The 25,291-nt window shown below is 54.7% G+C and carries 22 protein-coding genes and 5 tRNA genes; 9 read left to right on the top strand and 18 right to left on the bottom strand.

Annotation, left to right across the window (positions count from 1 at the left end; translation table 11 throughout):
- The first annotated feature begins 210 nt into the window (after positions 1-210).
- Both ACESSO_RS05005 and ACESSO_RS05000 read left to right on the top strand, forming a co-directional pair.
- Complete coding sequence (locus ACESSO_RS05005; protein ID WP_373163936.1) at positions 211-675, top strand: hypothetical protein; 465 nt, start codon at positions 211-213, stop codon at positions 673-675.
- 7 nt (positions 676-682) lie between these two features.
- Positions 683-856 carry a hypothetical protein gene (locus tag ACESSO_RS05000; protein WP_373163935.1) on the top strand — a complete coding sequence of 58 codons (174 nt, stop codon included), beginning with the start codon at positions 683-685 and terminating at the stop codon, positions 854-856.
- Between the two features lie 235 nt (positions 857-1,091).
- On the opposite strand, the gene ACESSO_RS04995 is transcribed toward ACESSO_RS05000, so the two are convergent.
- Complete coding sequence (locus tag ACESSO_RS04995) at positions 1,092-1,223, bottom strand: hypothetical protein (RefSeq protein WP_373163934.1); 132 nt, start codon at positions 1,221-1,223, stop codon at positions 1,092-1,094.
- Between the two features lie 506 nt (positions 1,224-1,729).
- Entirely contained in the window at positions 1,730-2,941 is a 1,212-nt protein-coding gene (locus ACESSO_RS04990; RefSeq protein ID WP_373163933.1) for a helix-turn-helix transcriptional regulator, read from the bottom strand.
- 273 nt (positions 2,942-3,214) lie between these two features.
- On the opposite strand from ACESSO_RS04990, the gene uidA reads away from it, so the two are divergent.
- The 3 genes from uidA (at position 3,215) to ACESSO_RS04975 (ending at position 7,099) form a co-directional block, all read left to right on the top strand.
- Complete coding sequence (gene uidA / locus ACESSO_RS04985; protein WP_373163932.1) at positions 3,215-5,035, top strand: beta-glucuronidase; 1,821 nt, start codon at positions 3,215-3,217, stop codon at positions 5,033-5,035.
- 74 nt (positions 5,036-5,109) lie between these two features.
- The gene (locus tag ACESSO_RS04980; RefSeq protein ID WP_373163931.1) at positions 5,110-6,495 is read left to right on the top strand and encodes an MFS transporter; all 1,386 of its coding nucleotides are present in this window, start codon (positions 5,110-5,112) and stop codon (positions 6,493-6,495) included.
- 121 nt (positions 6,496-6,616) lie between these two features.
- The gene (locus ACESSO_RS04975) at positions 6,617-7,099 is read left to right on the top strand and encodes a tyrosine-type recombinase/integrase (RefSeq protein WP_373163994.1); all 483 of its coding nucleotides are present in this window, start codon (positions 6,617-6,619) and stop codon (positions 7,097-7,099) included.
- Between the two features lie 204 nt (positions 7,100-7,303).
- On the opposite strand, the gene ACESSO_RS04970 is transcribed toward ACESSO_RS04975, so the two are convergent.
- The 5 genes from ACESSO_RS04970 to ACESSO_RS04950 form a co-directional block, all read right to left on the bottom strand.
- Positions 7,304-7,379, bottom strand: a tRNA-Lys gene (locus ACESSO_RS04970).
- A gap of 153 nt (positions 7,380-7,532) precedes the next feature.
- Positions 7,533-7,607 (bottom strand) — tRNA-Gln (locus tag ACESSO_RS04965).
- Positions 7,608-7,682: 75 nt separating this feature from the next.
- Positions 7,683-7,759, bottom strand: a tRNA-His gene (locus ACESSO_RS04960).
- A gap of 25 nt (positions 7,760-7,784) precedes the next feature.
- Positions 7,785-7,861: transfer RNA gene (locus tag ACESSO_RS04955), tRNA-Arg, on the bottom strand.
- A gap of 34 nt (positions 7,862-7,895) precedes the next feature.
- Positions 7,896-7,969: transfer RNA gene (locus ACESSO_RS04950), tRNA-Gly, on the bottom strand.
- Between the two features lie 177 nt (positions 7,970-8,146).
- Here ACESSO_RS04950 and ACESSO_RS04945 point away from each other — a divergent pair.
- The 3 genes from ACESSO_RS04945 to ACESSO_RS04935 all read left to right on the top strand — a co-directional run bounded on the left by ACESSO_RS04945 (position 8,147) and on the right by ACESSO_RS04935 (position 11,325).
- The gene (locus ACESSO_RS04945; protein ID WP_373163930.1) at positions 8,147-8,845 is read left to right on the top strand and encodes a response regulator transcription factor; all 699 of its coding nucleotides are present in this window, start codon (positions 8,147-8,149) and stop codon (positions 8,843-8,845) included.
- On the top strand, positions 8,829-10,505 hold the full coding sequence (locus tag ACESSO_RS04940; protein WP_373163929.1) for a sensor histidine kinase: 1,677 nt from the start codon (positions 8,829-8,831) through the stop codon (positions 10,503-10,505). The genes ACESSO_RS04945 and ACESSO_RS04940 overlap by 17 nt, the downstream gene beginning before the upstream one ends.
- Positions 10,506-10,629: 124 nt before the next feature.
- Positions 10,630-11,325 carry a hypothetical protein gene (locus ACESSO_RS04935; protein ID WP_373163928.1) on the top strand — a complete coding sequence of 232 codons (696 nt, stop codon included), beginning with the start codon at positions 10,630-10,632 and terminating at the stop codon, positions 11,323-11,325.
- 116 nt (positions 11,326-11,441) lie between these two features.
- Here ACESSO_RS04935 and ACESSO_RS04930 read toward each other — a convergent pair whose 3' ends face one another.
- Entirely contained in the window at positions 11,442-13,280 is a 1,839-nt protein-coding gene (locus ACESSO_RS04930; RefSeq protein ID WP_373163927.1) for a recombinase family protein, read from the bottom strand.
- Positions 13,281-13,790: 510 nt separating this feature from the next.
- On the opposite strand from ACESSO_RS04930, the gene ACESSO_RS04925 reads away from it, so the two are divergent.
- Positions 13,791-14,897, top strand: coding sequence for an S-layer homology domain-containing protein (locus ACESSO_RS04925; RefSeq protein ID WP_373163926.1), 1,107 nt, complete (start codon positions 13,791-13,793; stop codon positions 14,895-14,897).
- Between the two features lie 423 nt (positions 14,898-15,320).
- Here ACESSO_RS04925 and ACESSO_RS04920 read toward each other — a convergent pair whose 3' ends face one another.
- The 10 genes from ACESSO_RS04920 to ACESSO_RS04875 all read right to left on the bottom strand — a co-directional run bounded on the left by ACESSO_RS04920 (position 15,321) and on the right by ACESSO_RS04875 (position 25,252).
- A complete protein-coding gene (locus ACESSO_RS04920) occupies positions 15,321-16,697 on the bottom strand; it encodes a DUF4179 domain-containing protein (protein ID WP_373163925.1) in 1,377 nt (458 codons plus the stop codon).
- Between the two features lie 3 nt (positions 16,698-16,700).
- On the bottom strand, positions 16,701-17,198 hold the full coding sequence (locus tag ACESSO_RS04915; RefSeq protein ID WP_373163924.1) for an RNA polymerase sigma factor: 498 nt from the start codon (positions 17,196-17,198) through the stop codon (positions 16,701-16,703).
- Between the two features lie 112 nt (positions 17,199-17,310).
- Complete coding sequence (locus ACESSO_RS04910; RefSeq protein WP_373163923.1) at positions 17,311-19,611, bottom strand: ATP-dependent Clp protease ATP-binding subunit; 2,301 nt, start codon at positions 19,609-19,611, stop codon at positions 17,311-17,313.
- A 35-nt stretch (positions 19,612-19,646) separates the two neighbouring features.
- Positions 19,647-20,261, bottom strand: coding sequence for a CvpA family protein (locus ACESSO_RS04905; protein WP_373163922.1), 615 nt, complete (start codon positions 20,259-20,261; stop codon positions 19,647-19,649).
- Entirely contained in the window at positions 20,251-21,513 is a 1,263-nt protein-coding gene (locus ACESSO_RS04900) for a DUF5711 family protein (RefSeq protein ID WP_373163921.1), read from the bottom strand. The genes ACESSO_RS04905 and ACESSO_RS04900 overlap by 11 nt, the downstream gene beginning before the upstream one ends.
- A gap of 74 nt (positions 21,514-21,587) precedes the next feature.
- Positions 21,588-22,358, bottom strand: a complete 771-nt coding sequence (truA, locus tag ACESSO_RS04895) for a tRNA pseudouridine(38-40) synthase TruA (RefSeq protein WP_373163920.1) — start codon at positions 22,356-22,358, stop codon at positions 21,588-21,590.
- Positions 22,355-23,158: an energy-coupling factor transporter transmembrane protein EcfT gene (locus tag ACESSO_RS04890; RefSeq protein ID WP_373163919.1), complete on the bottom strand. Its 804-nt coding sequence runs from the start codon at positions 23,156-23,158 to the stop codon at positions 22,355-22,357. The genes truA and ACESSO_RS04890 overlap by 4 nt, the downstream gene beginning before the upstream one ends.
- Positions 23,158-24,027: an energy-coupling factor transporter ATPase gene (locus ACESSO_RS04885; RefSeq protein ID WP_373163918.1), complete on the bottom strand. Its 870-nt coding sequence runs from the start codon at positions 24,025-24,027 to the stop codon at positions 23,158-23,160. The genes ACESSO_RS04890 and ACESSO_RS04885 overlap by 1 nt, the downstream gene beginning before the upstream one ends.
- A 205-nt stretch (positions 24,028-24,232) precedes the next feature.
- On the bottom strand, positions 24,233-25,081 hold the full coding sequence (locus tag ACESSO_RS04880; protein ID WP_373163917.1) for an energy-coupling factor transporter ATPase: 849 nt from the start codon (positions 25,079-25,081) through the stop codon (positions 24,233-24,235).
- A gap of 24 nt (positions 25,082-25,105) precedes the next feature.
- Entirely contained in the window at positions 25,106-25,252 is a 147-nt protein-coding gene (locus tag ACESSO_RS04875) for a hypothetical protein (RefSeq protein WP_373163916.1), read from the bottom strand.
- Positions 25,253-25,291 lie beyond the last annotated feature (39 nt).

The following is a 25,291-nucleotide window of genomic DNA, read 5'->3' as shown; positions in this document are numbered from 1 at the left end:
CGAGCTGTAACCTAACTTTGTAACCTGATAAAAAGCATGAGACCATACAGAACACCCATTTATGGGGCTGTATGGTCTTTTTTAGTGCAAATTCCAAAAAGAACGGAGGAAAATCGAATGTGAGGGAAAACAGATTGTTAGAGGTACGGTATCAGGACAGCGCGCAGGGCATTTGCCCTGCTTTTCCTCCTTGCTGATGGGAGGTTTGCTATGAAATATCGCTTTTTCTCTCTGGATCAGGTGTTGTACTCGCCGCTGTTTGACTTCTCTAAGTCTTATCAGTCCACGAAGCGTACGGATAGAAGTACCCGTCCGACGCGGCTGGGAGATATGGATTTTGCGCCAGCGCACCGTATTATCTGGAGGACGACTTTTTGCAACTACGCAACCTTTGCAAAGGCAATGCGTTTGCGGCCATGGAGGCGGCACGTGCTTACCAGCAGGCTGTGCAGGCCGACATGCGTGACACAGTGTTGGAGCGAGAATAGTCCAAATGCAGCGCAGCAGGTGGAACACAATCAGGCTCTGCTCGATTGTGTCCGGAATAACCCTATGCTGCAAGGCATCACTCGCCAGCTGGGGCGCATGAAGGAGATGCTCTCCGGTGAACTGGCGCTGATGGCATGCACGGCGGAACTGACTTTGAAACGCCGTTCCGGGAGGCCCTGCGGCTGATCCGCGGGTGGGTCTGCTGCTGGATGCGGAAAGCCCGGGCATGGAGTTCAGCCTTGCAAAATTCAGCGAAAAGATCGTTAGAATCAGTGAAATGGATAAAAATTATGCCGAACAGCCTTTTTGGACAGTTGATAATGCAGAAGAATATGATAGGGTTGTTTACGCCGCCTTCAAGGCTTGAAAGCGTATGGGGTTGTGGAAAACACGCTTGTCTATTCACATTTTTTCAGACAAGGGAACATTCCGTAAAAACAAAGAGGCGCCGCTTTCGCGACACCTCTTCGTCTAACCGCAAGATCGCGGGTCGTTAATAGTGTCTGTTTTCCCGGGTCTGTTTGGAAAAAGTGCATTGTCTGGAGCAAACGACTTGACCGTATGCTGGGCTGCGATGGAGCGGTGCTTACAAGCCTTGCGGCTTATTTGAAAATATCGTGTAGTGCCTTCATGAAATCACGGTCAGCGGAGGTGATAGGCCCCACGCTGGTGGATCGGTTCATAGCATATGCGACTGCACCCAGATTTTGCAAGTAGGAATTCTTCTTTTTCATGTCGGGATGCCTCCATTTCGTATATTGTGTATCATTTTGATGATGTGGCTTTTTTTAACCACACTCTCATTTTAGATCGTTCCATACAAAAAAACAATACATAAACTGTTCAAAGTGCAATAAAACATGGGACAATATTTGTTAAAAATAAACAATGAAATCTTGACTGAAATCGTCCGCGCTGAAGCCACCAAAACGCGTTCTACATCTTTGTGTGCAGGTTTGGTCAGAATGATTCTTGCGTTTTCAGAAAGCGGAAAGCCAGACGGGTCAAAACAATAAGATCACGGTCAGGCGCGTGGAGAGCAAGTACGGCAGTACCCAATTCCATTCCCTGATTAAACAGTAGATTTTAAAAAATGCGTCTTTTTCGCAAATCGGAAGGGGAGGCGGGTTGACTTGTCTGCGCCGGACTGCGCATCCTCGGCTGCAAGGTGAATGCTGCCGTTCGTGCGGGCGCGCACTGCTGCAGCGAACCTATTTCGAACTGTCGGACGCACCGGGCATTATTTTTGGCGCGCGCGGTTGCAACGGAAACGGGAGGGGGTTATGTGCATAGCTTTTTTGAACAGCTTGGTGAAATAGTTGACATCGGTAATGCCGACCTGCTCAGCAATGGCTGCAATGCTGAGTTGGGTGCTGGTTAGAAGATGAGCCGCACGGTCGATCCGCTGGGAATTGATGTAGCTGACGAGTGTCACACCTGTTTCGCGCTTGAATAGAGTGGATAGATAGCCCGGGCTGATAAAGCATAGATCGGCTAGCCGACCGATCGAGAGATCGTCGCCCAGATTGAGGTTGATGTGGTTGATGACCTTCTGCACCAGCGGGGAGTACGCCTTGAGCGAGTATCGCTGCACATATGCGCAGTATTCGCGCAGCATTTGGACGGTCAGCCGGTCGTCATCCCGCACATCCATGTTTTCGATCAGCCGGGCATAGCGGGAGGATATCTGGTCAATATAGAAAGGATGGATCATACTGCTCTGAATGGCCTTGCGTAACAGCGTGTTCAGTATAGTCATTTTGGTCCTGATCTGATAGGGCGTATCGGTGAAGCGCCCCTTGATCTGGAAGCATGTCAATGCGTTCTTGCTGCGAAGGGCGTCTTCGTGGTCGCCTTTGCTGATCGCGGTGAGCATTTGTTCCTCGGCGGCATAGCGCCGCTCCAGCATCGCGGCGGGAATCTCCTGCGTAAAGGTTGGTTCGTTGAAATAGCGTATATCTGGCTCGAAGTTGAGCGGCAGAAACTCCAGATCCTCACGGATGCAGAAATCACTGTCGGGGAAAATGCTGGAAACCAGCGGGACAAACACCTCGGAAAGCCATTCCGGCCGGAGGATGCGCACACCGTTGTAATACTCCTGCACGGCGGCGGCTGCCTCGGGACCGAGCATTTGCTCCACTGCGCGTGACTGCGCAGCGGTACGTTCACCGTGCGTCCACGGCCCGATCAAACAGACCGTGTCCGGCTCGTCCGGCAGTCGGAAAGAGGCGAAGTGCAGGTTAAATACGTCTTCGCCTAAAAAAAGGGTGTTCTCCTTGACTATCGCCACTATGAGCTGTCCAAGTGCCTGCCAGTCAAACGCCGGATCCAGCGCCTTGCGGAGCCCGTAATCACAGTGTTCCAGTCCATCAAACGGTGGACGCACCAGCGTTACCTGCAGGTTCTGTTCCGCTGTCAATTTGCGGAGTATGTTCAGAAAATCAAGCTGCACAGCTATGCTTCCTCCGTTCGCTCTGTTTTTTTCATTGTAGCAGACAATCTATGGACGGGCAAGCGCAAAATTAGACAATATGGTAAATAACAACAAAAATAAAAACAATATTTTATTCAAGTAATACAAAAAATAAAGGAGCTTTTCGTTGCTTCTGACATCAGGATTATTCTAACATTTTGATGTCTGCGCAAGGGATAATAACGGAGTTAGAAAAAGCGCGCCGGATATCAGGGTACGCTTTCAGAACCAAATTGTCAGGAGGCCATTCTTATGAAACAATCGCTGCTTTATCCAATCGATTCTGCTAGCCGCCGCGCTGTGAGCTTGGACGGTATGTGGAAGTTCCAGTTCGATCCCGAAAGCGTCGGACTTGCGCAAGGCTGGGCCAACGGCCTGCCCGCTCCGGTCTCCATGCCGGTGCCATCCTCCTTCTGTGATCTGTTTACCGACAAGGAAAGCCGTGAATACTGCGGTGACTTTTGGTATGAGACCGATTTCTTCGTGCCCGGCGAGTGGCTGGGCCGCGATGTGACCATCCGCTTCGGCTCGGCCACCCACCGCGCCCGCGTGTTTGTCAACGGTGTTGAGGTTGCCGCGCATGAGGGTGGTTTCCTTCCTTTCAACGCCGAGGTCAGTGAGATTGTGCGCTACAACCAGTATAACAAACTGGCAGTGCTGCTCAACAACGAGCTGAACGAGTATATGCTGCCCGCCGGACGCACCACTACGCTGGCAAACGGCCGCAAAATGGCCGCGCCCTACTTCGATTTCTACAACTATGCGGGCTTGCAGCGCCCGGTCAAGCTGCTCTGCCTGCCCGGCGAGCAGGTGGTGGATTTCTCGGTCAACCACCGGCTGGACGGCGCGGACGCTGAGGTAGACTATACCGTCCGCACCACAGGCGCGCACGACTGTGTGGTCGAAGTGCTGGATGCGGACGGTGCCAAGGTTGCCGCGTGCACAGGCAAGGAAGGCACGCTGCACATTCCGAACGTCCACCTATGGGGTGTGCACAACGCCTATTTGTATACCTTTGTCATCCGCATCATGGACGGCGCAAGCGTAGTGGATGAATATATGGAAAAGATTGGTGTTCGCACCTTTGCCATTGAGAACGGCCGTTTCCTGCTCAATGGCAAGCCGATTTATCTGCGGGGCTTCGGAAAGCATGAGGATGCTGACCTGCGCGGCCGCGGCCTTGATCTGGTCACGGTCAAGCGCGACTACGAGTGCATGAAGTGGATCGGTGCGAACTGCTTCCGCACCAGCCACTATCCTTACGCCGAGGAGCTGTACCAGATGGCCGACGAGGAGGGCTTCTTGATCATCGACGAGGTGCCCGCGGTAGGCTTTCTGGAAAGCCTCATGAACTTCGTCGCTGCCAATCAGGGCACCGGTAAGCAGGTGGGCTATTTTGAAAAGGAGACCACTCCCCAGCTGCTGGAAAACCACAAGCAGGCGCTCACCGAGATGATAACGCGCGACAAGAACCACGCCTCGGTCATCGCATGGAGCATCCTCAACGAGCCGCAGTGCACGAGCGAGGGCACTGAAGCCTACTTCAAACCGCTGTTCGATCTTGCGCATGAGCTGGACGTGCAAAAGCGTCCGCGCACCTATGCGGTCGTGATGACCAGCCTGCCGGAGACCTCCAAGGGCCAGCAGTTCGCCGATTTCATCAGCCTGAACCGTTACTACGGCTGGTATGTGCAGGGCGGTTACGCCATCAGCGACAGTGAGCAGGCCTTCCGCAAGGAGATGGATGGCTGGAGAGAGGTGCTTAACGGCCGTCCGATGATCTTCACCGAATATGGCGCGGACACTATGCCGAGCGAGCACAAGCTGCCTAGCGTGATGTGGAGCCAGGAGTATCAGGTGGAATACCTTGGAATGAACCACCGCGTTTTCGACGACTATGATTTCGTGCAGGGTGAGCTGGTTTGGAACTTTGCCGATTTCCAGACCACCGAGGGCATCATGCGTGTCAATGGCAACAAGAAGGGTGTATTCACCCGCCAGCGCCAGCCCAAGGATGCCGCCTTTTACTTCCGTAGCCGTTGGACCACGCTTCCAGAGGAACACAAGGCATAAACCGCACCGCACCGGGGTTAAGCGTCTCCCTGCTGCCGGGCGCCCTGCCCGAAAGAGAAAGAGAGGTAATGTAAATGAGCGAAAAGACCAAAGCACGGCCGTTTGGTATTCGGGATAAGGTAGGGTATATGTTCGGTGATTTCGGCAATGATTTCACCTTCCTGCTTTCTTCCGTCTATCTGATGAAGTTTTATACCGATGTTATGGGGATCGCGCCCTATATCGTTGGCATCCTGATGACGGTAGCGCGTTTCATCGACGCGATTACTGATGTGACCATGGGGCAGATCTGTGACCGCAGCCGACCCACTGCCAAGGGCAAGTTCGTCCCGTGGCTGCGCCGCATGTGCGGCCCGGTGGCCGTAGCGTCGTTTCTGATGTATGCCTTTTGGCTTGAGAACATGTCGATGACCTTCAAGGTCGTCTGGATGTTTGCTACCTATATTCTGTGGGGCTCTGTGTTCTACACCAGCATCAATATCCCTTATGGCTCGATGGCCTCGGCAATTTCAGCTGAGGCAAAGGACCGGCAGGAGCTTTCCAGTTGGCGTACTATCGGCGCGACGCTGGCCAGTACGGTCATTGGCGTGGTGCTGCCGCTGATCGTCTATTATACTGATGCCGCCGGCAATAGCGTGCTTTCGGGCAGCCGAATGGGCTTTGCGGCTTTGGGGTGTTCGATTGGTGCGGTCATCTGCTATTTGATTTGCTATAAGATGACCACTGAGCGCGTCAAAATAGAACAGGAAACCGAGAAGTTTAATTTGCTCGCCCTGCTCAAGTATTTGCTCACCAACCGTGCCCTGATCGGCATCATCGTCGCCGCTATCATGCTGTTGCTCGCCCAATTGAGTCTTTCTAGCATGGCACAGTATATTTACCCCAATTATTTCCGTTCCAGCGCAGCGATCTCAGCATCTAATCTGGGAACCAGCGTGCTGACCATCGCGCTGGCTGCTGTTATGCCGCCACTGGTGCAGAAATTCGGCAAAAAAGAGCTTTCTATTTTCGGCGCGCTGTTAGGTGCCGCGGCGCTGATTGTCGGCTACATACTGCACACGGATAATGTTGTGCTGTTCGTTGTGATCAACCTGATAGCCTTTCTTGGCATCGCGTTTTTCAACGTCTCCTGCTGGGCAATGATCACCGACGTTATTGATGATGCCGAGGTCCGTACTGGCAAGCGTGCGGACGGCACCATCTACGCTACTTATTCCTTTGCACGCAAGTTGGGACAGGCGGCGTCCTCCGGACTGACCGGTGGTCTGCTGTCTTTAATCGGATACTCTGCCGCGACCCAATTCGACCAAAACGTGGTAGATGGCATCTATAACATCACCTGCATTGTACCAGCTGGCGGCTTTATCCTGCTTGCACTCGCGCTGATCTTTATCTATCCGCTGAGCAAAAAACGCGTTGATGCTAACATCGCCGCACTCAAAGCAAAACGCGAACAGTAAGCTTTTTTCTCCTTGCGATAGATGAAAGTACCGGCTTTGCGCTGGTGTCACAATATTGGTGGCGTTATACTTAGTCGAGTGAATGCGCTTGCTGTGCAGACGTTGATTTAATAGGCTGGTGATGGTGGATAATTACGCGGCGCGTACAGTTCGCGGCGTTCGCGGCATCTTGATGCAGTCGTTTGACTTGGCAAATCAGCTCGGTCTGATGCAGGGAAATCCTGCTGTAGGCGTCAAGTTGCCAAAAATCAGGCGACGTGGGCGGAAAGACGAGAGGTATGGATGTTGGCTGATTCGTCTGGATAGCTTCGTTTTTACCAATCGGAAGACAAGAAAACCATATACATACACAGGATTTCGCGCAGTATATTATCATTGTCTCGAGCGAAACGGACTAAAAGCATGCCATCTAAATTTGCATAGCTATCGCCATACCTTTGCTACCATGTTGGTAGAAGCGGGAATGAATCCAAAAGTGGTTCAGAGCCAACTCGGTCACACGAGTGTGAATACAACTCTTGGTGTTTATACCCATGTTACACCGGCACTTAGTGAATCAGTAAGCGTTGCTTTAGAGCATGTGTATCAGCAAATGAATGCGTGATAAGCTCGGTAAAACTATAACAGTCTGGTGCATATATGCATAGGAATGCATAGGCACGGAGTGGAACGACGCGTGTAATTAAGACACGATATGCACGAAGCGACATGAGGTTTTGTGAAAACAAGCAAGACTTTAAAATTTCGAAAAAGTGCATGAAAAAGAAAAAAGCCTGCACAATCCAAAGGATTGCGCAGGCTTTTGTTCTGGTGACCCAGCGGGGATTCGAACCCCGGACACCCTGCTTAAAAGGCAGGTGCTCTGCCGACTGAGCTACTGGGTCATATTGGGTTGTGTCATGGATGCCGGATTTGCTCGAATAGATATGGCAGGGACGGCTGGATTCGCTTTTCTGCGGAAAAGCCACGGCGGTTCAAACAATCCACCGGATTGTTTGCAAGAGCCGCCTTTCGAATCCGGTGCAAAGAAGAAACAATGGCAGGGACGGCTGGATTCGAACCAGCGAATGTCGGCGTCAAAGGCCGATGCCTTACCGCTTGGCGACGCCCCTGTATCCGTTGAATCAAAAAACAGGCCGTACCCTAAGCATAACGCGCTGCGGTAGGCAGCGCGTCATAGGGTCATATGGGGTGGGTAAAGGGACTCGAACCCTCGACCCTCGGAACCACAATCCGATGCTCTAACCAACTGAGCTATACCCACCATATTTTGTTTCGCTAGCGGAATTTGGCACGCCAGGAGGGATTCGAACCCCCGGCCTACTGCTTAGAAGGCAGTTGCTCTATCCGGCTGAGCTACTGGCGCATATCAATTCCGGCAACCCGATGCCTGGAAGAAGTGGAGCGGGTGATGGGAATCGAACCCACGTGTTCAGCTTGGAAGGCTGACATTCTACCATTGAACTACACCCGCGGGTTTTTCTGACGCTTAAATAGTATAACAACGAATGCGGATTTTGTCAACAGATTTTTTATTTTCTTTTGTGAAAAATTTTTGGGCTGAACCGGAAATTTTCGGAAAGCAGTTTGTACGTCATCAAAAGGGCATAAGGGCATGGTATACTGAAAGCACAAAGGGGGGGGATGCAGCGTGGGCTACACAATTTTGCTGGCGGAGGATGAGCCTGCCATGCGCGAGGTGGTTGCCGACTATTTTACCGAAAAGAGCGGCGGCGCGATGACGGTGGTGGCAGCGCCGGACGGTGATGCCGCACTTGCTTTAATCGAACAGCGTGCGTTCGATTTGCTGCTGCTCGACGTGATGCTGCCGGGAACGGATGGCTTTGCGTTGTGCCGTGCGGCGCGGCAGCGGGGCGATGTACCTATTCTGTTCGTCACGGCACGTGAGGACGAGCAGGACAAGCTGCACGGCTATGGCCTTGGCGCGGATGACTATGTCGTCAAGCCGTTTTCGCTGGCGGTGCTGTACGCCAAGGCACAGGCGCTGCTGCGCCGCGCGAAGGGGCTGACGCAGGGGGACATGCTGGCGGCGGGTGCGCTTGTTCTTGACCCCGCGCGCGGCACGGTGACAGCAGGCGGGCAGCCGGTCGCGCTGCCGCCCAAGGAATTTGCATTGCTGCGGGCGCTGATGGAGCGCAAAAACCGCGTGCTGACGCGTGACGAGCTGTTAAATCTCGCGTGGGGATGGGATTTTGACGGTACGGACCGCGTTGTGGACAGCCATATCAAAAAGCTGCGGAAAGCGCTTGGCGCGCACGCGGGTTGCATCAAAACCGTGGTCAAGCAGGGCCACAAATTGGAGGTGGACGGAGATGAAAAGCAAGCATAGGAATTTCTGGAGCTTTTTCTGGCGCGTGGGCGCGGGATTTCTGGCGTTTTATCTGGCGGTGATGGGGCTGTTCACCTATATGACGGCGCAGCGCAAGCTGGACGAGGCGCGCGAAACCTATGGTGACTATGATGAGCTGCTGGATGCAGCCAATTACGAAACGGAGCAAGGGGAGATCGGCTACGGCAGGATGCAGTATTATATTTGCAACAAGGAAACGCAACCGTTAACAATGGTCGGTATTTTTGACAAAGAGCGCAATCTGCTTGTGTCATCGGGAAATTATTATAACCTTGGCGGGTTATATATCGATTTGGAGCGTTGGCTGACCGAGGAAGAGGTGTTTCAGCTTATCCGGTTAGAGCAGGAAAGCCGCAAGGCGTATCCGGTGAAAACCGGTAATACCTATCACAAGCTGTATTACCAGGGCTGGCAGGACAACGGCATGTTTATCCCCTATCGGCTGACCTACACCACATCCGAGTATCATATTCTCGAGGACGGCGGAATTATGGAAACCGAACTGGAGGGCGAAACCGTGCTGATGGAGCGCCAGCCGGATATCGACACCGGCGGCCTGTTCTGGAACGACCAGCCGTTTGAATGTCTGATGGGTCATATCCCCGATAATTTCACGTTATCGGGGTTTGATGTGGAGGACGGTGTTTCGGGTTACGTCAAGGCGCGGGATTCTGCAGAATTGGAACAGATGCGTGCGCGTATGATGACATTGGCCGAAGGTGTGGAGGACATGAACTTTGTTATCGGCGCATGGGATGAGGACAGTACGATTTTCCATTATTATGTGGAGGTTGGCAGATATCTCGGACAGGATATAGTCACCATGGAACCGACGGATTATTCTATGGTTTACATCTGGTCGTACTATCCGCTGCGCGACGCGATGGATGAGCTGAAGCCGGTTTACGGAATGAGCCTGCTGGCGATGCTGGCCATGTCCGCTATTCTGGCCTTTGCCCTGCTGCGCGTCTGGCGCAAGCAGGAGCGTGTTGAGCAGGCGCGCCGCGACACAACCGCCGCGCTCGCGCACGAGCTGAAAACGCCGCTGTCCGTGCTGTCCGCGATCGCCGAGCTGCTCTCCGACGACATGGCGCAGGATAAGCGCACGCACTATCTGGATGTCATCCGGCAGCAGGCGCAGCGCATGGACGGCAGCGTGCGGCATATGTTGGAGCTGTCCCGGCTGGAGGCGGGTGTGAAAGCCTTGCGGCGTGAGCAGGTGTCTCTCTCCGCCCTTGCGCGTGAGCGGCTGGATGCTGCCGTCCCGCCGGACAGCCGTCTGCACACGTCGGTTGTAGTGGACGGCCCGGATGAGGCCGAGGCCAACCGCGCGCTGCTTATCCGTGCGCTCGACGCATTGCTCGAGAACGCGGTGCAGCACACTCCGCCGGATGGAAGCATCACCGTGCGCATCGAGAAAGGCGTGTGCGCGGTAATCAACACGGGTGAGGCAATTCCTCCCGCAGCGCTGCCTCGCTTGTGGGAGGCGTATTATCAGGCTGATCCGGCACGCAGCAAACAGGGTGACGGATTGGGGCTGTCGATTGCAAAAACCGTATTCGACCTGCATGGCTACGCCTGCGGCGCGGAGAATACACCCGCGGGGCCGCGTTTCTGGTTCCGCTTCGGCAAAGCGTGACAGACGCTTGTCCATCAGTCAAACATTTTTCCTTTTTTGTGCAGATTACGCTTGAGAATTGCGCCCCAATGCGGTAAACTGAGAGTACAAATAAAACGTATGATGTACGGAAAGGGTGAGAAACATGTTTGGTTGGAATGCGGTAGGATTGGGCGGCAGCACCGCGTATTCGTCTGCGTATCTGGACCGCGCGGCTGGTGCGCGCAGCATGGAGCCGGTCAACGGCATCGTCCCCGCGCAGACCACGGCAGTTTCCCCTGTGCCGGCGGTGGCCTCGGTACAGCCGGACACGGCGCAGGCCGTACCGGAGCAGGCGGGCCCTCAGCTTCCTTCTCAGCGGGAGGGCGTAGACCCGGTTGAATGGGCTGTCCGTGGCCGTATTCAGTATGCTGATGGGACTGGTCAGGCGGCATCCGAAGATGCTGCTGCGGCGGAAGGACAGGCCGCGTCGGAATCCAAGTCTGCGCAGGAGGTTATGGCGGAAAGCGAGTGCCAGACTTGTAAGGAGCGCAAGTATCAGGATGGTTCGGATGACCCCGGCGTTTCGTATAAAACGCCAACCAATATTGCGCCTGAGGCAGCAGCTTCCGCCGTTCGAGGTCATGAGCAGGAGCATGTAAGCCGGGAGCAGTCCAAGGCACAGCGGGAAGGCCGGGAGGTAGTCAGCCAGTCGGTCACGATTCATACCGCTATCTGCCCCGAGTGCGGCAGGGTTTACGTTTCCGGCGGAACCACCCGCACCACCACACGGCAGGAGAAAGCCGCGCAGCTGTATCAGCAGCAGGAGCAGGCCCCCAGCCAGTTCCAGTCTGTGGCATAAGAGAAAACAGCCGGTCCGGAAACCGGCTGTTTTTTGCTGTCTGCTGGTATCCGATATAAAAAGCCACCCGTTAGCGGCGTTGAGTTAGGAAAACAGCAAAGTAAGGAATGGTATAGTCAAACGGCTATACCATTCTTTTTTGTTTTAGCAGTTTTTGTTTTGGTCATTGCGTGTTCAAAATCAAATGCACCAATAAAATTATAAACGATTTTGATTTCTCGTGTTTTCGTTTGCTTATCCATCTGTGAAACTTCAATATGGTCTATAAACTCTCTAAGAACAGAAGCGGTGAGCTGTTGCATATCGGTATACTTTCTAACCGCCGCAATAAACTGCCGAACATTGACTTTTTGCTGTTCCTGCTTTTTGATTTCCTGTCGAAGCGTCTCGACAATATTCGTAAGGTTCGTTTGTTCCAACTCATAGTCACGGGATAGCTTAATAAAACGCTCATCAGAGAGTTTTCCGGAAATATTATCCTCATACAGCCGCTTTATAATAACATCCAGTTCGGCAATGCGTTTTTGTGATCGGCTTAGGTCATCTCTTTTCTGTACGAGTTCCTTGTTTTGTTCCTTTAGACTTTGGTCTGCTGCCTGCTGGATAAAATCGTCCTCAAACTGTGACACATACTGAATCGCTTCACGTAAATTACGCAGTACAATTTCCTCAAGGACAACGCGCCGGATAGAATGTGTTGTGCACAAAGCACGGTCTTTTCGGTAAGTAGAGCAAAGATAGTATTCCTGTTCCGGCTTGTAACGGTTTGCCCGGCACAGATACATTTTACCGCCGCAATCCGCACAAAACAGCAGGCCGGAGAACATTCCCATGTCACCCATTCTGGTGGGGCGGCAGCGGCCTTGCCGAATTTTCTGCACAATCAGGAACACGCTTTCCTCAATGATCGGTTCTTGGGTCTTCTCAAAGATTACCCACTCGGACGGGTCGTTCCACAACTTTTTCTTGCTTTTGAACGATTGCTTGCGGGTTTTGAAGTTTACCGTATGTCCTAAGTATTCCAGCTTTTCCAGAATACGAGAAACCGTCTCGTTTGACCATTTATAGGGATGAACCGGGGGATTGTTTGCGGTAGGCAGCCCTTTTTCGTGTGCGTAAGCGGCAGGATTCAATACCTTGTTCTCTTGCAGCCACCGGGCGATCTGGCTCGGCCCCATGCCGGAAACACACAAGGCAAAAATCTTCTGGACAACGGCTGCGGCTTGCTCGTCAATAACCCACTTCTTTTTGTTGTCCGGGTCTTTCCTATACCCGTAAGGAGGGATAGTCGCAAGGTGTTCGCCGGAACGTCCTTTGGATTGCCATGTTGCCCGGATTTTCTTGCTGGTGTCCTTGGCATACATTTCGTTAAATACGTTGCGGATGGCGGTAAACTCACTGTCCCCACGCACACTGTCCACACCGTCATTGACAGCGATAAAGTGAACGCCATACTCTGGGAACATCATTTCCGTATACATCCCGACTTGCAGATAGTTGCGCCCGAATCGGCTCATATCCTTAACGACAACGCGCTTGATCTTGCCCGCCTTGATATCGGCAAGCATCCGCTGGAAGCCGGGGCGGTTAAAGTTCGTCCCTGAATAGCCGTCATCTTCATCATAGTGCCGGATGGCGGTATAGCCATGGTCGCGGCAATACTTTTCCAAAATACGCTTTTGGTTGCTGATGCTGTTGCTCTCGCCGTCCAGCTTATCTTCTTGGGAAAGACGCTCGTAACATGCGGTAATGCCCTCGGCTTCCTCTTGTGGCTGGCTGTGAACATAGAATTGCAGCACTGTGTTTTGGATGGCTGTCTTGGCCTGTTCGCTCAACGGTGCGTCGTTGGACACGCGCTGAAAGGGCGCAAGCGGCTGTTGGTGCATTGGATTGTCAAGGTTCATTGTAGTATGATTCTGCGCTGTGTGCGCAGTAAATTTATCCGGCTGTTTCATGTTACCTCCCATCTGACAGACGGACAAACAGGTTATGTATAGTATACTATAAAACCCGCCGCCCGTCTGTAAGAGGATAAAATTTTATAGCTTCTGTTTTTAGGTCATTGCGAATGAGATGATGAATTTTAGCCATCACATCCTTGTGTGCGATAGCCATTGCCGATTTTGTAATTCTCCTGCCTTTGCTATAAGCTACAAAAGTAGCCTAAAAGGTAATACTGGCTTTTAGGCTACCTTGCCCGCTCAGGCGGGCGGGAAAGCTGGCGCTTACAACGGAACGGGGCGCGCGGCCTATGCTCCCGCCTGCGGCCTGCGCTGCCCCTTGTCCGTTTGTGACGGGAAACAAAGCTACCCGTCCAACTGGTAAAGGGGAGAATACAGAGGGATAGGGTAAAAGGACAGGAAATCTCTGATATGAGAAAACCTGTCCTTGACTTATGATTGAATTATGGCAAATGGTGGATTACAATAGAATTGCAATTTCAAAACGAAAAGGAGCATAGCAATATGAAAAGATGGGTAAAAGGTCTGACGGCAGCGGGCGTGGCTGCGCTGCTGACCGTTCCAGCGTTTGCTGCGTTTTCAGATGTACCGGAGAATGCGTGGTATGCTGCTGACGTTGAGGCGGTGCAGGAATACGGCATTATCAACGGCGTAGGTGATAACCGATTCGACCCGGACGGCACGCTGACTATTGCGGAAGCACTGACCATGGCAGTACGCACGAACGCACGACACAACGGCACGGAAGTTCCTGCTGCTGAGGGGGCTTGGTATCAGGGCGCAGTTAATTACGCCACGGAAAACGGTATGATCTCCGGCACGGAATTTGCCGACTATAACGCGAACGCGACCCGCGCACAGATGGCGTATCTGTTCGCAAACGCGCTGCCGGAAAGCGAATACACGGCAATCAACGACGTTACAGCACTGCCGGACGTAAAGGAGCAGACACAGTACAGCGACGAGATTTTCCTGCTGTATAATGCGGGCATCCTGACCGGTTCGGATAAATACGGCACGTTCAAACCAAACGATACTATCATCCGCGCGGAAGCTGCGGCAATTATTAACCGAGTAGTAGATTCTAGCAAGCGCAAGGCAGTAGAGGTTAATTTAGATACAGAGGAGCCCGAAGGCACTGAAGGTTTATCTCCTCTTCCGGACTGCAGTAACATTGGTGAGTATACCGATGCTGTATATCCTAAAGAAGGCGATATTCTGAACGGTGTTAAGGTTACTCGCGACCCGATAACTGGAGTGCTTGGATATGGTAATGGGCAAAAGGGTGGTATATATCTTGGTATCAAGGAGCGTTTAGCAGACGGCTCTTACCGTACTATTGAAGTAGGTACCAGAGCAATTGACACCTACGACGGAATGTCTGCAGGCAACACCTATACGCAGATTGGAGACTATATATTTTGGGACGGTGAATGGGGCAAAATCATTTCATACGTTCAGAGTAAAATGCCAACAGCCTCAGCAAAGTATGTTGGTAAGTGCGTAGACATCAATGGTAATATTGTAGAACCAAATTCCGGCGCTACAATACTCTTTGAGTGTAAGTATGACGATGTTCTGGGAATATATAGTTGGTATCAGACATTCTAAGTAGTAGGTTGATCTATGATATAGGAAGTGATAAAGCAATGGTAGTAAGGGCACCGCCGCAACGAAATGAATTATATTCCATAACAAAGGAGGTTTATGTGTAATGTCAGCTCATAGAAAACTGTTAACACGGTTTACTAGCTTTCTATTAGCGTTTACAATGTTATTCACATTCGCGAGTGCATCAACTGACATCAACCAAGGTGGTGGCTTAGTTGTCTGATAAACTCTTGAAATATAAAACCTCCTGTTAAAAAAGAAAAGGGATAGGTGATCTCGAATGTGAGAAAACCTATCCCTTTGTCTTTGATTATGCCTTTTTAGTTTGAAAGTTTGACAAAACCTGTTTGACCGCTGCCTAGAAACATATTGATTTAGTTTTGTTTTCCTGTCTCAGGCTGGTTTTCGGGTGGCTTTTTTGCGTTATTGCAGGTTAATGGTGACCGCCTGATCTTCGAGCAATTCCAGATCGTCGTCCGGCTGCCAGAAGCATACGCTGGTGAGCTGCGCGATCTGCTCAGGTGTTGCGTCGGGGTATTCGATCGTCGTGATGCACAGGCTGTTTTCGCGATCATACGCATAGTCGATATAGCAGTCGGCATCCAGTTCCGTGCCGTCTGCATTCAGCAGGAAGAATTGCGCGTTGCTTTCCGTGATCGGGCCATGGAAAGAGAACGTTGCAACGGCGCGGTGCTCGCCAACGTCCAGACTTTCGAGCGTATAGCCGCCCGTGCTGTCATCGGTCAGCGGCAGGCTGTCCAGCGCACCCTTGACCTCGTGTAAGCGATACTGACCAATGCAGGGGATGAGCGTGACCGACTTGGTATTCAGATCGGCACCGAGGAATTCAAAGCTGTTGGTTGCGCGGCTGATACCACCGCCGACGCTGCCGTTTGAGATGACCGGCAGGTAATTGCCCTTGTCGTCGCGCAGGACAAAGTTGGTCATTGGGTCCTCTGCCTGTTCGCTCAGTGTGATTGTCGAGCCGAACGGCGAGATCGACACACGCTCGATGCGCGGTTTATAGTGCATATGAAAGGTTTGCCCGTCATATTCTGTGGAAAAATCGACGGTGAAATCCTGCTTCGGTTCGACGGTCAGCGTTTCGACCGCGACCGTGCTTTTATCCACCGACATCGCAAACTGGAAGTTCGCGTCATTGATATCACTCGAACCGCTGTCGTAAAGCAAAAGGTCAAACTGGTCGGGCAGCGCTTCTTTCAGCACGATGCGGTGCACGCCGGTCAGCGTGTATTCGTCCGGCATGGTCGCTTCGTTTTCAATCGCACCGGTCGTGTCAAGCTGCTTGCCATTGACCTGTGCAAAGAAGGTGGGTGCTGTCCAGCTGGTGCGCCAGCTTTGCGGTTCATCATCTGTTCCTGCCAGCTCGATCGGCGTTTTGCTTTTCAGTGTGTAGAACACCAGCATATAGCTGTCATCCACGGCAAGGTTGTCGATGGTGAGCGTCTGGTCGCCGTTGGTGTCGCTCATGCCGACGGCAGCGTTATATTTCTCATACTTGCCCTGATATTCGGCATATTCTGAGCCGCTGTTTTGCGTAAAGTAGCCGATGGCGTTGCGTGCCATTTCCAGCACGGTCGGCGCTGCGGCCGCCGCTCCAACCACCATCGCGGCGGCAATACCGATGCAGACGGCGGTGCGCGGTGCGCGGCGCTTTTTGATGGGAGTCACCTGCTCCGGCAGGTCGTGCAGGAGCGCGTCCATGCGCTCGTCAAAGCCCTTGGGAATCGGGCTGTCCTCGCGCTGCGCGCGCGCCTTCAGTTTCTCGTCTAATGTCATGTCTCATTCCTCCTCCAGCAGCGTGCGCAGACGGTTTCGCGCGCGGGACAGGCGGCTGCGCACCGTCCCTTCGCGCACGCCGAGCGTTTTTGCAATCTCGGCAGTCGTCATATCCTCGTAATAGAACAGTACGGTCGCTACGCGGTAGTCCTCGGGCAGGGCGCAGACTGCATCCCACAGGGTAAAGTCGTGCTTATCCTCCGCACCGCCTGCGAGCGGTTCCAAATCGTCCGTATAGGTCACGTGTGCGCCGCGGCGGTGATGCTCGTAGGCGCAGTTGACCGTAATTTTAATCAGCCAGCTCTTGAGCGCTTTCTCGTCGCGCAGCCGCCCGAAGGCCTGCCACGCGCGCAAGATGGCTTCACTCACCGCATCCTCCGTGTCGGCATCGCTCGAAAGCAGCGCGCGGGCGGCGCGGTACATCGCGCGGCGATGCGCCGTCACGGCGGCGGCAAAGCGCTCACGCGCGTCATCCTGTGTCTGGCTTAATATCATTTCCATCGTATCACCTCGTCTCGTTGTCCGGACACTCTAAGGATGCACGGAGGCGGGGAATTGTTCCCGGAGAAGAAGAAAAAATTTGCCGCCGGACACTTGACCCGGCGGCATTGTATTAAATCGTGTCGATGATGAGCTTGCCGTCCTCGGCGCGCAGATATGCGCCCTTGAGCGGCTGTTCGCCCGTGACGATGGCAGTCGCCAGCGGGTTTTCCACCTCTTTTTCAATCAGGCGGCGCAGGTTGCGCGCACCGAATTTGAGCGAGAAGGATTTTTCGACCAGCCAGTCGAGCAGGCTGTCGTCCCACGTCAGGCGGATATCCTTGTCGGCCAGATTGTCACGCAGCTCATCCAGCATGATAACCGAGATGCAGCGGAAGTCCGCTTCGGTGAGCTGGTTGAAGGCAATAATTTCGTCGATGCGGTTTAAGAACTCAGGACGCATGATGTCCTCAAGCGCCTTCATTGCGCGCTCACGGCTCTGCTGGCTGACCGTGCGGCCAAAGCCCGCAGGCGCGCCTCCGGTCTGCGAACCGGCGTTGGAGGTCATGACAATAACCGTGTTCTCAAAGCTGACCACGCGGCCCTGCGCGTCGGTCAGACGGCCGTCGTCGAGGATTTGCAGCAGTGCGTTGAGTACATCCGGATGCGCCTTTTCGATTTCGTCGAACAGGACGACCGAGTACGGACGGCGGCGGATTTTTTCCGTCAGCTGACCGGCCTCATCATAGCCGACATAGCCCGGAGGCGAACCGATCAGACGAGAAACCGTGTGCTTTTCCATATATTCCGACATGTCCAGCCGCACCAGCGCATCCGGCGAGTCGAACAGGTCGAGCGCGAGCTGCTTGACCAGTTCGGTCTTGCCCACGCCGGTCGGGCCGACGAACAGGAAGGACGCGGGCTTGCGCTTGGGGCTGATGCCCGCGCGTGAGCGGCGGATGGATGCGCAAACCGCGTCGACCGCTTCGTCCTGTCCAATGACATGGGATTTCAGACGCTCCTCCATGCCGCGCAGGCGTGCGGATTCCTGTGCTGCGACCTTAGCGGCCGGGATGCCGGTCCACAGCTCAATGACCGAGGCAAGCATTTGCTCGTCGACTGTGGGTGCAGGCTTGCACAGCAGCTCGTGCAGCCGGCTTTCGACCTGCAGCAGCCGCTGACGGCAGGATGCGATGCGGGCGTAGGTGTCCTCCTGCTCGTCGCGCGCGCTCGACTGGGTCAGCAGGTCGAGCTGGGTCTGCAGGCCCTCCATTTCGGTTTGCAGGGCGGGGATTTCAGACAGCTGCGGCGAATCCAGATTGAGCCGCGAGCATGCTTCATCGATAAGGTCGATAGCCTTGTCGGGCAGAAAACGATCGGTGATATAGCGCTCGCTCATCTCGGCAGCGCGGCGGCAGATATCGTCCGGCACCTGTACGCCGTGGAAAGTCTCATAGTACGAGCGGATGCCCTTGAGGATTTCGGTCGTCTCTGCGACTGACGGCTCCCCGATATAGACCGGCTGGAAGCGTCGCTCGAGCGCGGCGTCCTTCTCAATGTGCTTGCGGTACTCCTTGAGCGTCGTCGCGCCGATGACTTGAATGTCGCCGCGGGCAAGCGCGGGCTTTAAGATGTTCGCGGCGTTCATCGAGCCTTCCGAGTCGCCCGCGCCGACGATATTATGCACCTCGTCGATGACAAGAATGATATTGCCGAGCTTTTTGACCTCGTCAATCAGGCCTTTCATGCGGCTCTCAAACTGGCCGCGGAACTGCGTGCCCGCGACAAGTGCGGTCAGGTCGAGCAGATGCACTTCCTTATTTCGCATCTTGAATGGGATGCGCCCCTCGTTGATGCGCACGGCCAAGCCTTCCGCAACAGCCGTCTTGCCGACGCCCGGCTCGCCAATCAGACAGGGGTTGTTCTTCTGACGGCGGTTGAGAATCTGGATGACGCGGTCGGTCTCGCGGTCACGGCCGACGATGTGGTCGATACGGCCCTCTGCCGCCTTGCGCGTGAGATTTTCGCAGTAGTTATTCAGGTATTTGCGCTTTTTGTCATCGCGCGGGGGGGCCTGCGTGCGCGTACGCGCGCCTTCTCCGCCGCGCAGCGGCCGCTGCGGCGGCAGTGACGAAGGAGCAGGCGGATTGGAAATGGGGTCGGTTTCGTGCGGCGCGTCGTCATCCGATCCGTCCGCACCGGCGGTGACCAGATCGTTTAAGTCGGACAGCGATCCGATTTCACTCGAAAGGGCCTCAAGGTCATCCTCGGTAATGCCCATTTGTTCCATGATGTTGTCGAGCGGCTTGACGCCCAGCTCGCGTGCGCACTTGAGGCACAGCCCCTCCTGCGTCGTCTTATCCGGGCCTTCGATTTTGGTGATAAACACCACTGCGATGTTCTTTTTGCACCGCGAGCACATTGGCATATTCATATGAAAAACTCCTTTGGGGAAGTGGGAAAACAAAATCAGATGGCGACCGGCAGCACGTCAATCAGCGCCGCCAGCAGCAGACTGTGGGAAACCCGTTCGGGAGACAGCCAGCCGAGCGGGGAATAGGCAATGGGATAGACCCACCAGACGCCCAGTAATATCAAAGCAATCAGCACAGCGCCGGCCACAAGCCCAACCGCACCGCCCGCCAGCGAGTCGAGAATGCCCAGTGGGGTCAGATGTGCGATAGCATGCAGACTTTTGGCGGCCAGATTAACCAGCCAGCCGAACAGAATGCAAAACAGGATGAGCAGCAGTACAAACGCTACGCTTTCCGCCATGGAGACAGCGGCTTGGGTCGCGGTCTGACGCAGCGCATCCAATGCGCCGGCAGCGCCGCTCACACCCGCCCGTTTTTCAAACATATCACCGACAATTGGGGTGACAACCCATTCCGACACATAGGGCGCGGCGGCGCGGGCTGCAAAAAAGGCGGCGGCTACCGCGATCACGCGGCCTACTAATCCGGTAAGCGCGCCGAAAAAGCCGCGTCGGAAACCCAGAATGAGATTGACAAGCAAAACCGCCAGAATAATCAGGTCGGGCAGGTTGCACAGACCGGTGAGAACGGATAAAACGTCAGTTGGCATTGGTAACTTCCTCGGAATGTTCGGAATGCGCGGTAAACAGACGCGCGTTTTTGGTGTAAAGGGCGCATACGGTGCCGTCGTCGGTCAGCAGTACGCGACGCGCGCCCACCGCTTCGGTGTTGCACCACTGGGGATGAAATGACGTATCATAAACGGTCACGCCTGAGGCGCTCAGAACGGCTGTTCCCGCTGCGGAAATCGCCAGCGCGGAGGGCTCCTCCGCCAGTGCGTAGGGACCGGACAGCGTACCGCTGCGTATGGTATACAGGTCGCTGCGCGCGCCGCCTGAATAAGAGCGTGTGGCAATGGCCAGCATGTTGTCGTGTGCGGTCAGAGAGATGAGGTCGCTGGAAGCGATGGTGAGCGTGTGATTGGTCTCGCCGCTGCGGTCTATCAGGTACAATCCATCATCGCACAGAACGGCGGCGGTATTGCTTTCCGGATAGCACAGCGCCATGCCAAGCGTATCCTCCAGCGTCGCTTTTGCATCGAGCGAACCGCTGGACACGTCATAAAACAGTACATAGGAGTTGAGCGCCACGCCATCCTGTTGGAAGGCCAGCGCGGCGAGTGTTTTGCCGTCCGGGGACAGATCGGCTGATACGATATAGTATTCCGAGGACTGGTATTTGAATACCTCCTTGCCGGAGGTGTCATAGACAGCGACTGCAGTGCGGTAGCCCTGCTCGTCGGTCACCAGTACAAATCGCCCGTCCTGTCCGATGCTGCCGGTAAGGATTGCGGAGTCGAGGCTCAGTTCAGCCACCGCTGTGGCTGAGTTGGTCAGCACCGCCTGCATACCGCCGCGGTCATAGACCAGCACATAATTGTCGCTGGTCTCCACCACGGGGGAGGAATAGCCGAGCGTGTATTTCATCGTGGTCACGCTTCCGGGGCGCGCAAGGAACAGGGAGTCGTTGTCCGCATAGGCAATGCCTGCTTCAAACAGCGCTGCATCCGAAAACGTGCCGTTTTCATAATTGATGGTGGTGATATCGCCCTCATGCTGCTTGAAACCCGCCACGGCATATTCCGCAAGACTGCGGATAGAGGTGGGCGAGAACAGCCGGTAGTTAGAGAGCAGGAACAGGAACGTGCAGACCACCAGTAGCCAGCCGCATACCGAGCGCAGCAGCGCGGTCAGGCGCACGCGTGGGTCCTTGCTTTCGCGCAGCAGGCGGCGGCGCTCCTTCCGTGAGGACGGGAAACGGATGATATTCTGTTTGGACTTGGTGGGCTGTTGTTCGCTCATGTTGTTCCGTCTCCTCATTGTATCGCGTTTGGGGGTGGAAAATGTGAATAAAAAATAAATTATCCGAAAGCCGCTTACGCATCCAGCCGGAAGCGGGCAAGCTCCGGTGTGTGCTCGTACCACAGCCGGTTCATAAACAGGCCGCAGGCGGGCAGGGTAGGGCCGGCCTGCTCGCGGTCGCCCGCGCGCAGGATGGCGGAAACATCGTCCGGCGTGAGTTTTCCGCCGCCGACATAGGTCAGTGTGCCCGCGATGGCACGCACCATATTATAGAGAAAGCCGTCCCCGCACACGCGGATGCGGATTAAGTCGTCCACCGGCTCGACCTCGCACCAGAAGATGGTGCGCACCGTGCTTTTGACCGGCGTGCCCTGACTGCGCACGGCGGCAAAGTCCTGTTTCCCGACAAAGCGCTGTGCGCCCGCCTGCATGCGCTCGATGTCGAGCGGATAGTTGTATCGGTAGGCGTAACGCGCGTGGAACGGGTTGCGCAAAGTGGACGGGAAAATATAGTAGGCGTATTCTTTTTTGGTGCAGTCAAATCGTGCGTCAAAGTTCTCCGGCACCTCTACTGCACCCGAAACCGCAATGTCCTCGGGCAAAAAGCTGTTGAGTGCATAGGGCAGACGGTCCATCGGAATGGTGCAGTCCGCCTTGAAATTCGCTACATACCGGCGTGCATGCACGCCCGAGTCCGTGCGGCCTACGCCGGAAACATGCACCTTCTGGCCGAGCAGCCGGAAAACCGCGGTTTCCATCGATTCCTGAATGGACGGGCCGTTTTTCTGTATCTGCCAGCCGTTGTAGGCCGTTCCGTCGTAGGACAAAATCACGGCAATGTTCATAGGCCGTACCGCCTGAGCAGGAGAATCGCCGCGAACATGGCCGCACAGATCAGCAACGCGCAGATATCCACACGGGCGATTTTGAGCTGCCGCATGCGTGTGCGGCCCACGTCGCCGCGGTATAAACGGCACTCCATCGCGGTTGCCAGCTCGTCCGCGCGGCGAAACGCCGAGATAAACAGCGGTACGAGAATGGGAATCATGGCTTTTGCGCGCTGCACCAGACTGCCGGATTCAAAATCCGCGCCGCGCGCCTTTTGCGCCGAGATGATTTTCTCGGTCTCCTCGATAAGTGTCGGAATAAAGCGCAGCGCAATCGACATCATCATGGAAAGCTCGTGCACGGGAGCGTGCAGCTTTTTGAGAGGCGAAAGCAGCCGCTCCAAACCGTCGGTCAACTGGATAGGGCTGGTCGTATAGGTCAGCATAGAGGTTGCAATAATCAGCAGCATCAGACGGATGACCATGAAAATCGCTGTGCGGATGCCCTCGCGGCTGATATGCAGAAAGCCCCACTGCCAGATATACTCACCCGGTGTATAGAACAGGTTGAGTACCGCCGTGAAGGCGACAATGAACAGAATCGGCCGCAGTCCGCGCACGACCAGTTTGGGGGAAATGCGCGAAATGCCGATGATAATGGCCAGAAATGCGACAATCAGCGCGTAGGATACCGGCCCTTCCGCAAGGAAGAGCAGCACGATGAACGCGACCGTCAGCACAATCTTGACGCGGGGATCGAGTCGGTGCACGGCGCTGTCGCCGGGGAAAAACTGACCGATGGTGATATCCTTGAGCATCAGCGCGCACCCCCTTTCGCTTTGCAGGCGCGCAGGGCGTCCAGCGCCTGCTGCACCGTGTAGACCGAGGTGTCCACGTCATGCCCGCGTTTTTTCAGTTCCAGCATCACCTTGGTAATCATGGGAATGTCCAGCCCCGCCGCGATGATTTCATTTGCGTGCGAGAACACAGCGCGCGGCGTGTCGCAGAACAGGACTTTCGCGTGATTCATCACGAGCAGGCGGTCGGCCAGACCTGCGATGTCCTCCATCGAATGTGAGACGATCAGAACGGTTGCGCCAGACTGCTTGTGGTAGTCGCGGATAAGACCCAGGATTTCATCGCGGCCCTGCGGGTCAAGGCCTGCGGTTGGCTCATCCAGTACGAGCACTTCCGGCCGCATGGCAAGGATGCCCGCAATGGCGACGCGGCGTTTTTGTCCGCCGGACAGCGCAAACGGCGACTGGTTCGCCATGCCCTCGTCCAGCCCGACCGCACGCATGGATTCAATGACGCGCTCGTCGATTTCGGCCTGCTTCAGCCCCATGTTGGTCGGGCCAAAGGCGATATCTCGGGCAATCGTCTCCTCAAACAGCTGATATTCCGGGTACTGGAACACCAGGCCGACGCGAAAGCGTGTCTCTCTGGCGCATTTGCCTTTTTCGTTCCAGATGGACTGGCCGCCCAACAGCACTTCGCCCTCGTCGGGCTTTAAAAGACCGTTAAAATGTTGAATGAGCGTACTTTTTCCCGAGCCGGTGTGGCCGATAACGCCCAGAATTTCGCCTTTTTCGATTTTCAGGTCGACGTGGTCGAGCGCTTTGCGCTCAAAAGGGGTGCCTGCGCCATAGATATGGGTCAAGCCCCGTGTTTCCAGAATGGTTGACAAAGGATTCGTCCTCCCACTTCGTTTCTCGCGCAAAGCGCGCGTTCAAATGGATTTTGCAGTGTACTGCCAAATCCCAACAAACCAGGAGCATGTATCTCGGTTTGTTGTCCCCGACTCAGCCGCCTTGGGCGGCGTCCGGGGGTATCAGCCAATGGTTTTTACGGAACCATTGGCTGTATCTAGGGGGTATGGATACCCCTGGAGGTTACTGTAAATATTTTTCGAGAATATCCGCGCACTCATCCACAGAGAGTGCGTCAATAGGCAGGGTTTCGCCGTCCTGCCGGTCGAGGTCGTACAGCACCTCAATGGTCTGCGGCACGGTCAGCGACGCGGCGCGCAGCGTATCCACCTGTGTGAAAATTTCGCGCGGCGTGCCGTCCATCAGCACATTGCCCTGATGCATGACCACCACGCGCCCAGCCTGCACGGCCTCGTCCATGTGGTGGGTAATCAAAATGACCGTGATACCGAATTTGCGGTTCAGCTCACGCACAACCGACATCACCTCGCGCCGGCCCTGCGGGTCGAGCATGGCGGTCGGCTCGTCCAGTACAACACAGCGCGGCATCATGGCGATTACGCCTGCGATGGCCACGCGCTGCTTTTGTCCGCCGGACAGGCGATGCGGCGCCTGCGTGCGGTATTCATACATGCCGACGGCCTTGAGCGCTTCATCCACGCGTTTGCGGATTTCTGCGGGGGGAACGCCCATGTTTTCGAGGGCAAACGCCACGTCCTCCTCAACCACGGTCGCAACCAGCTGGTTGTCCGGGTTCTGGAACACCATCGAGACGGTCTTGCGCACCTCGTAGGTGTTGTTCTCGTCTCGCGTGTCCATCATATCGACGTAGCACACGCCGCCGGTCGGCAGACGGATGGCATTGAAGCAGCCCGCGAGCGTACTCTTGCCCGAGCCGTTGTGCCCCAGCACCGCGACGAACTCGCCGCGCTGGATGGACAGGTTCACACCCTTGAGCACGGGCACGGCGAGCTGGCCTTCCTCGACGGGGTAGGCGTATTGCAGGTTTTCGGTTTTGATGATTTCAGACATCGCTTTTCGTCCTTGCAAAAAAAATTAGAATTTCGGTCGGTTGGATTCGTTGATGGCATCCTTAACCGCCTTTTTGATGACAAAATACAGCAGAAGCAGGCCGATAGCCATCGGCACAAAGGCGACAATCAGTGAGAAAAGAACATTGGTAAAATGAAGCATGGAAGGCATAACGTTCAACTCCTTATCTCTTTATCCCGGTTGATGGTT

It is taken from the genome of Agathobaculum sp. Marseille-P7918 (assembly GCF_964248325.1).
GTDB lineage: Bacteria > Bacillota > Clostridia > Oscillospirales > Butyricicoccaceae > Agathobaculum.
This window is presented reverse-complemented; position numbering and strand designations above follow the sequence as displayed.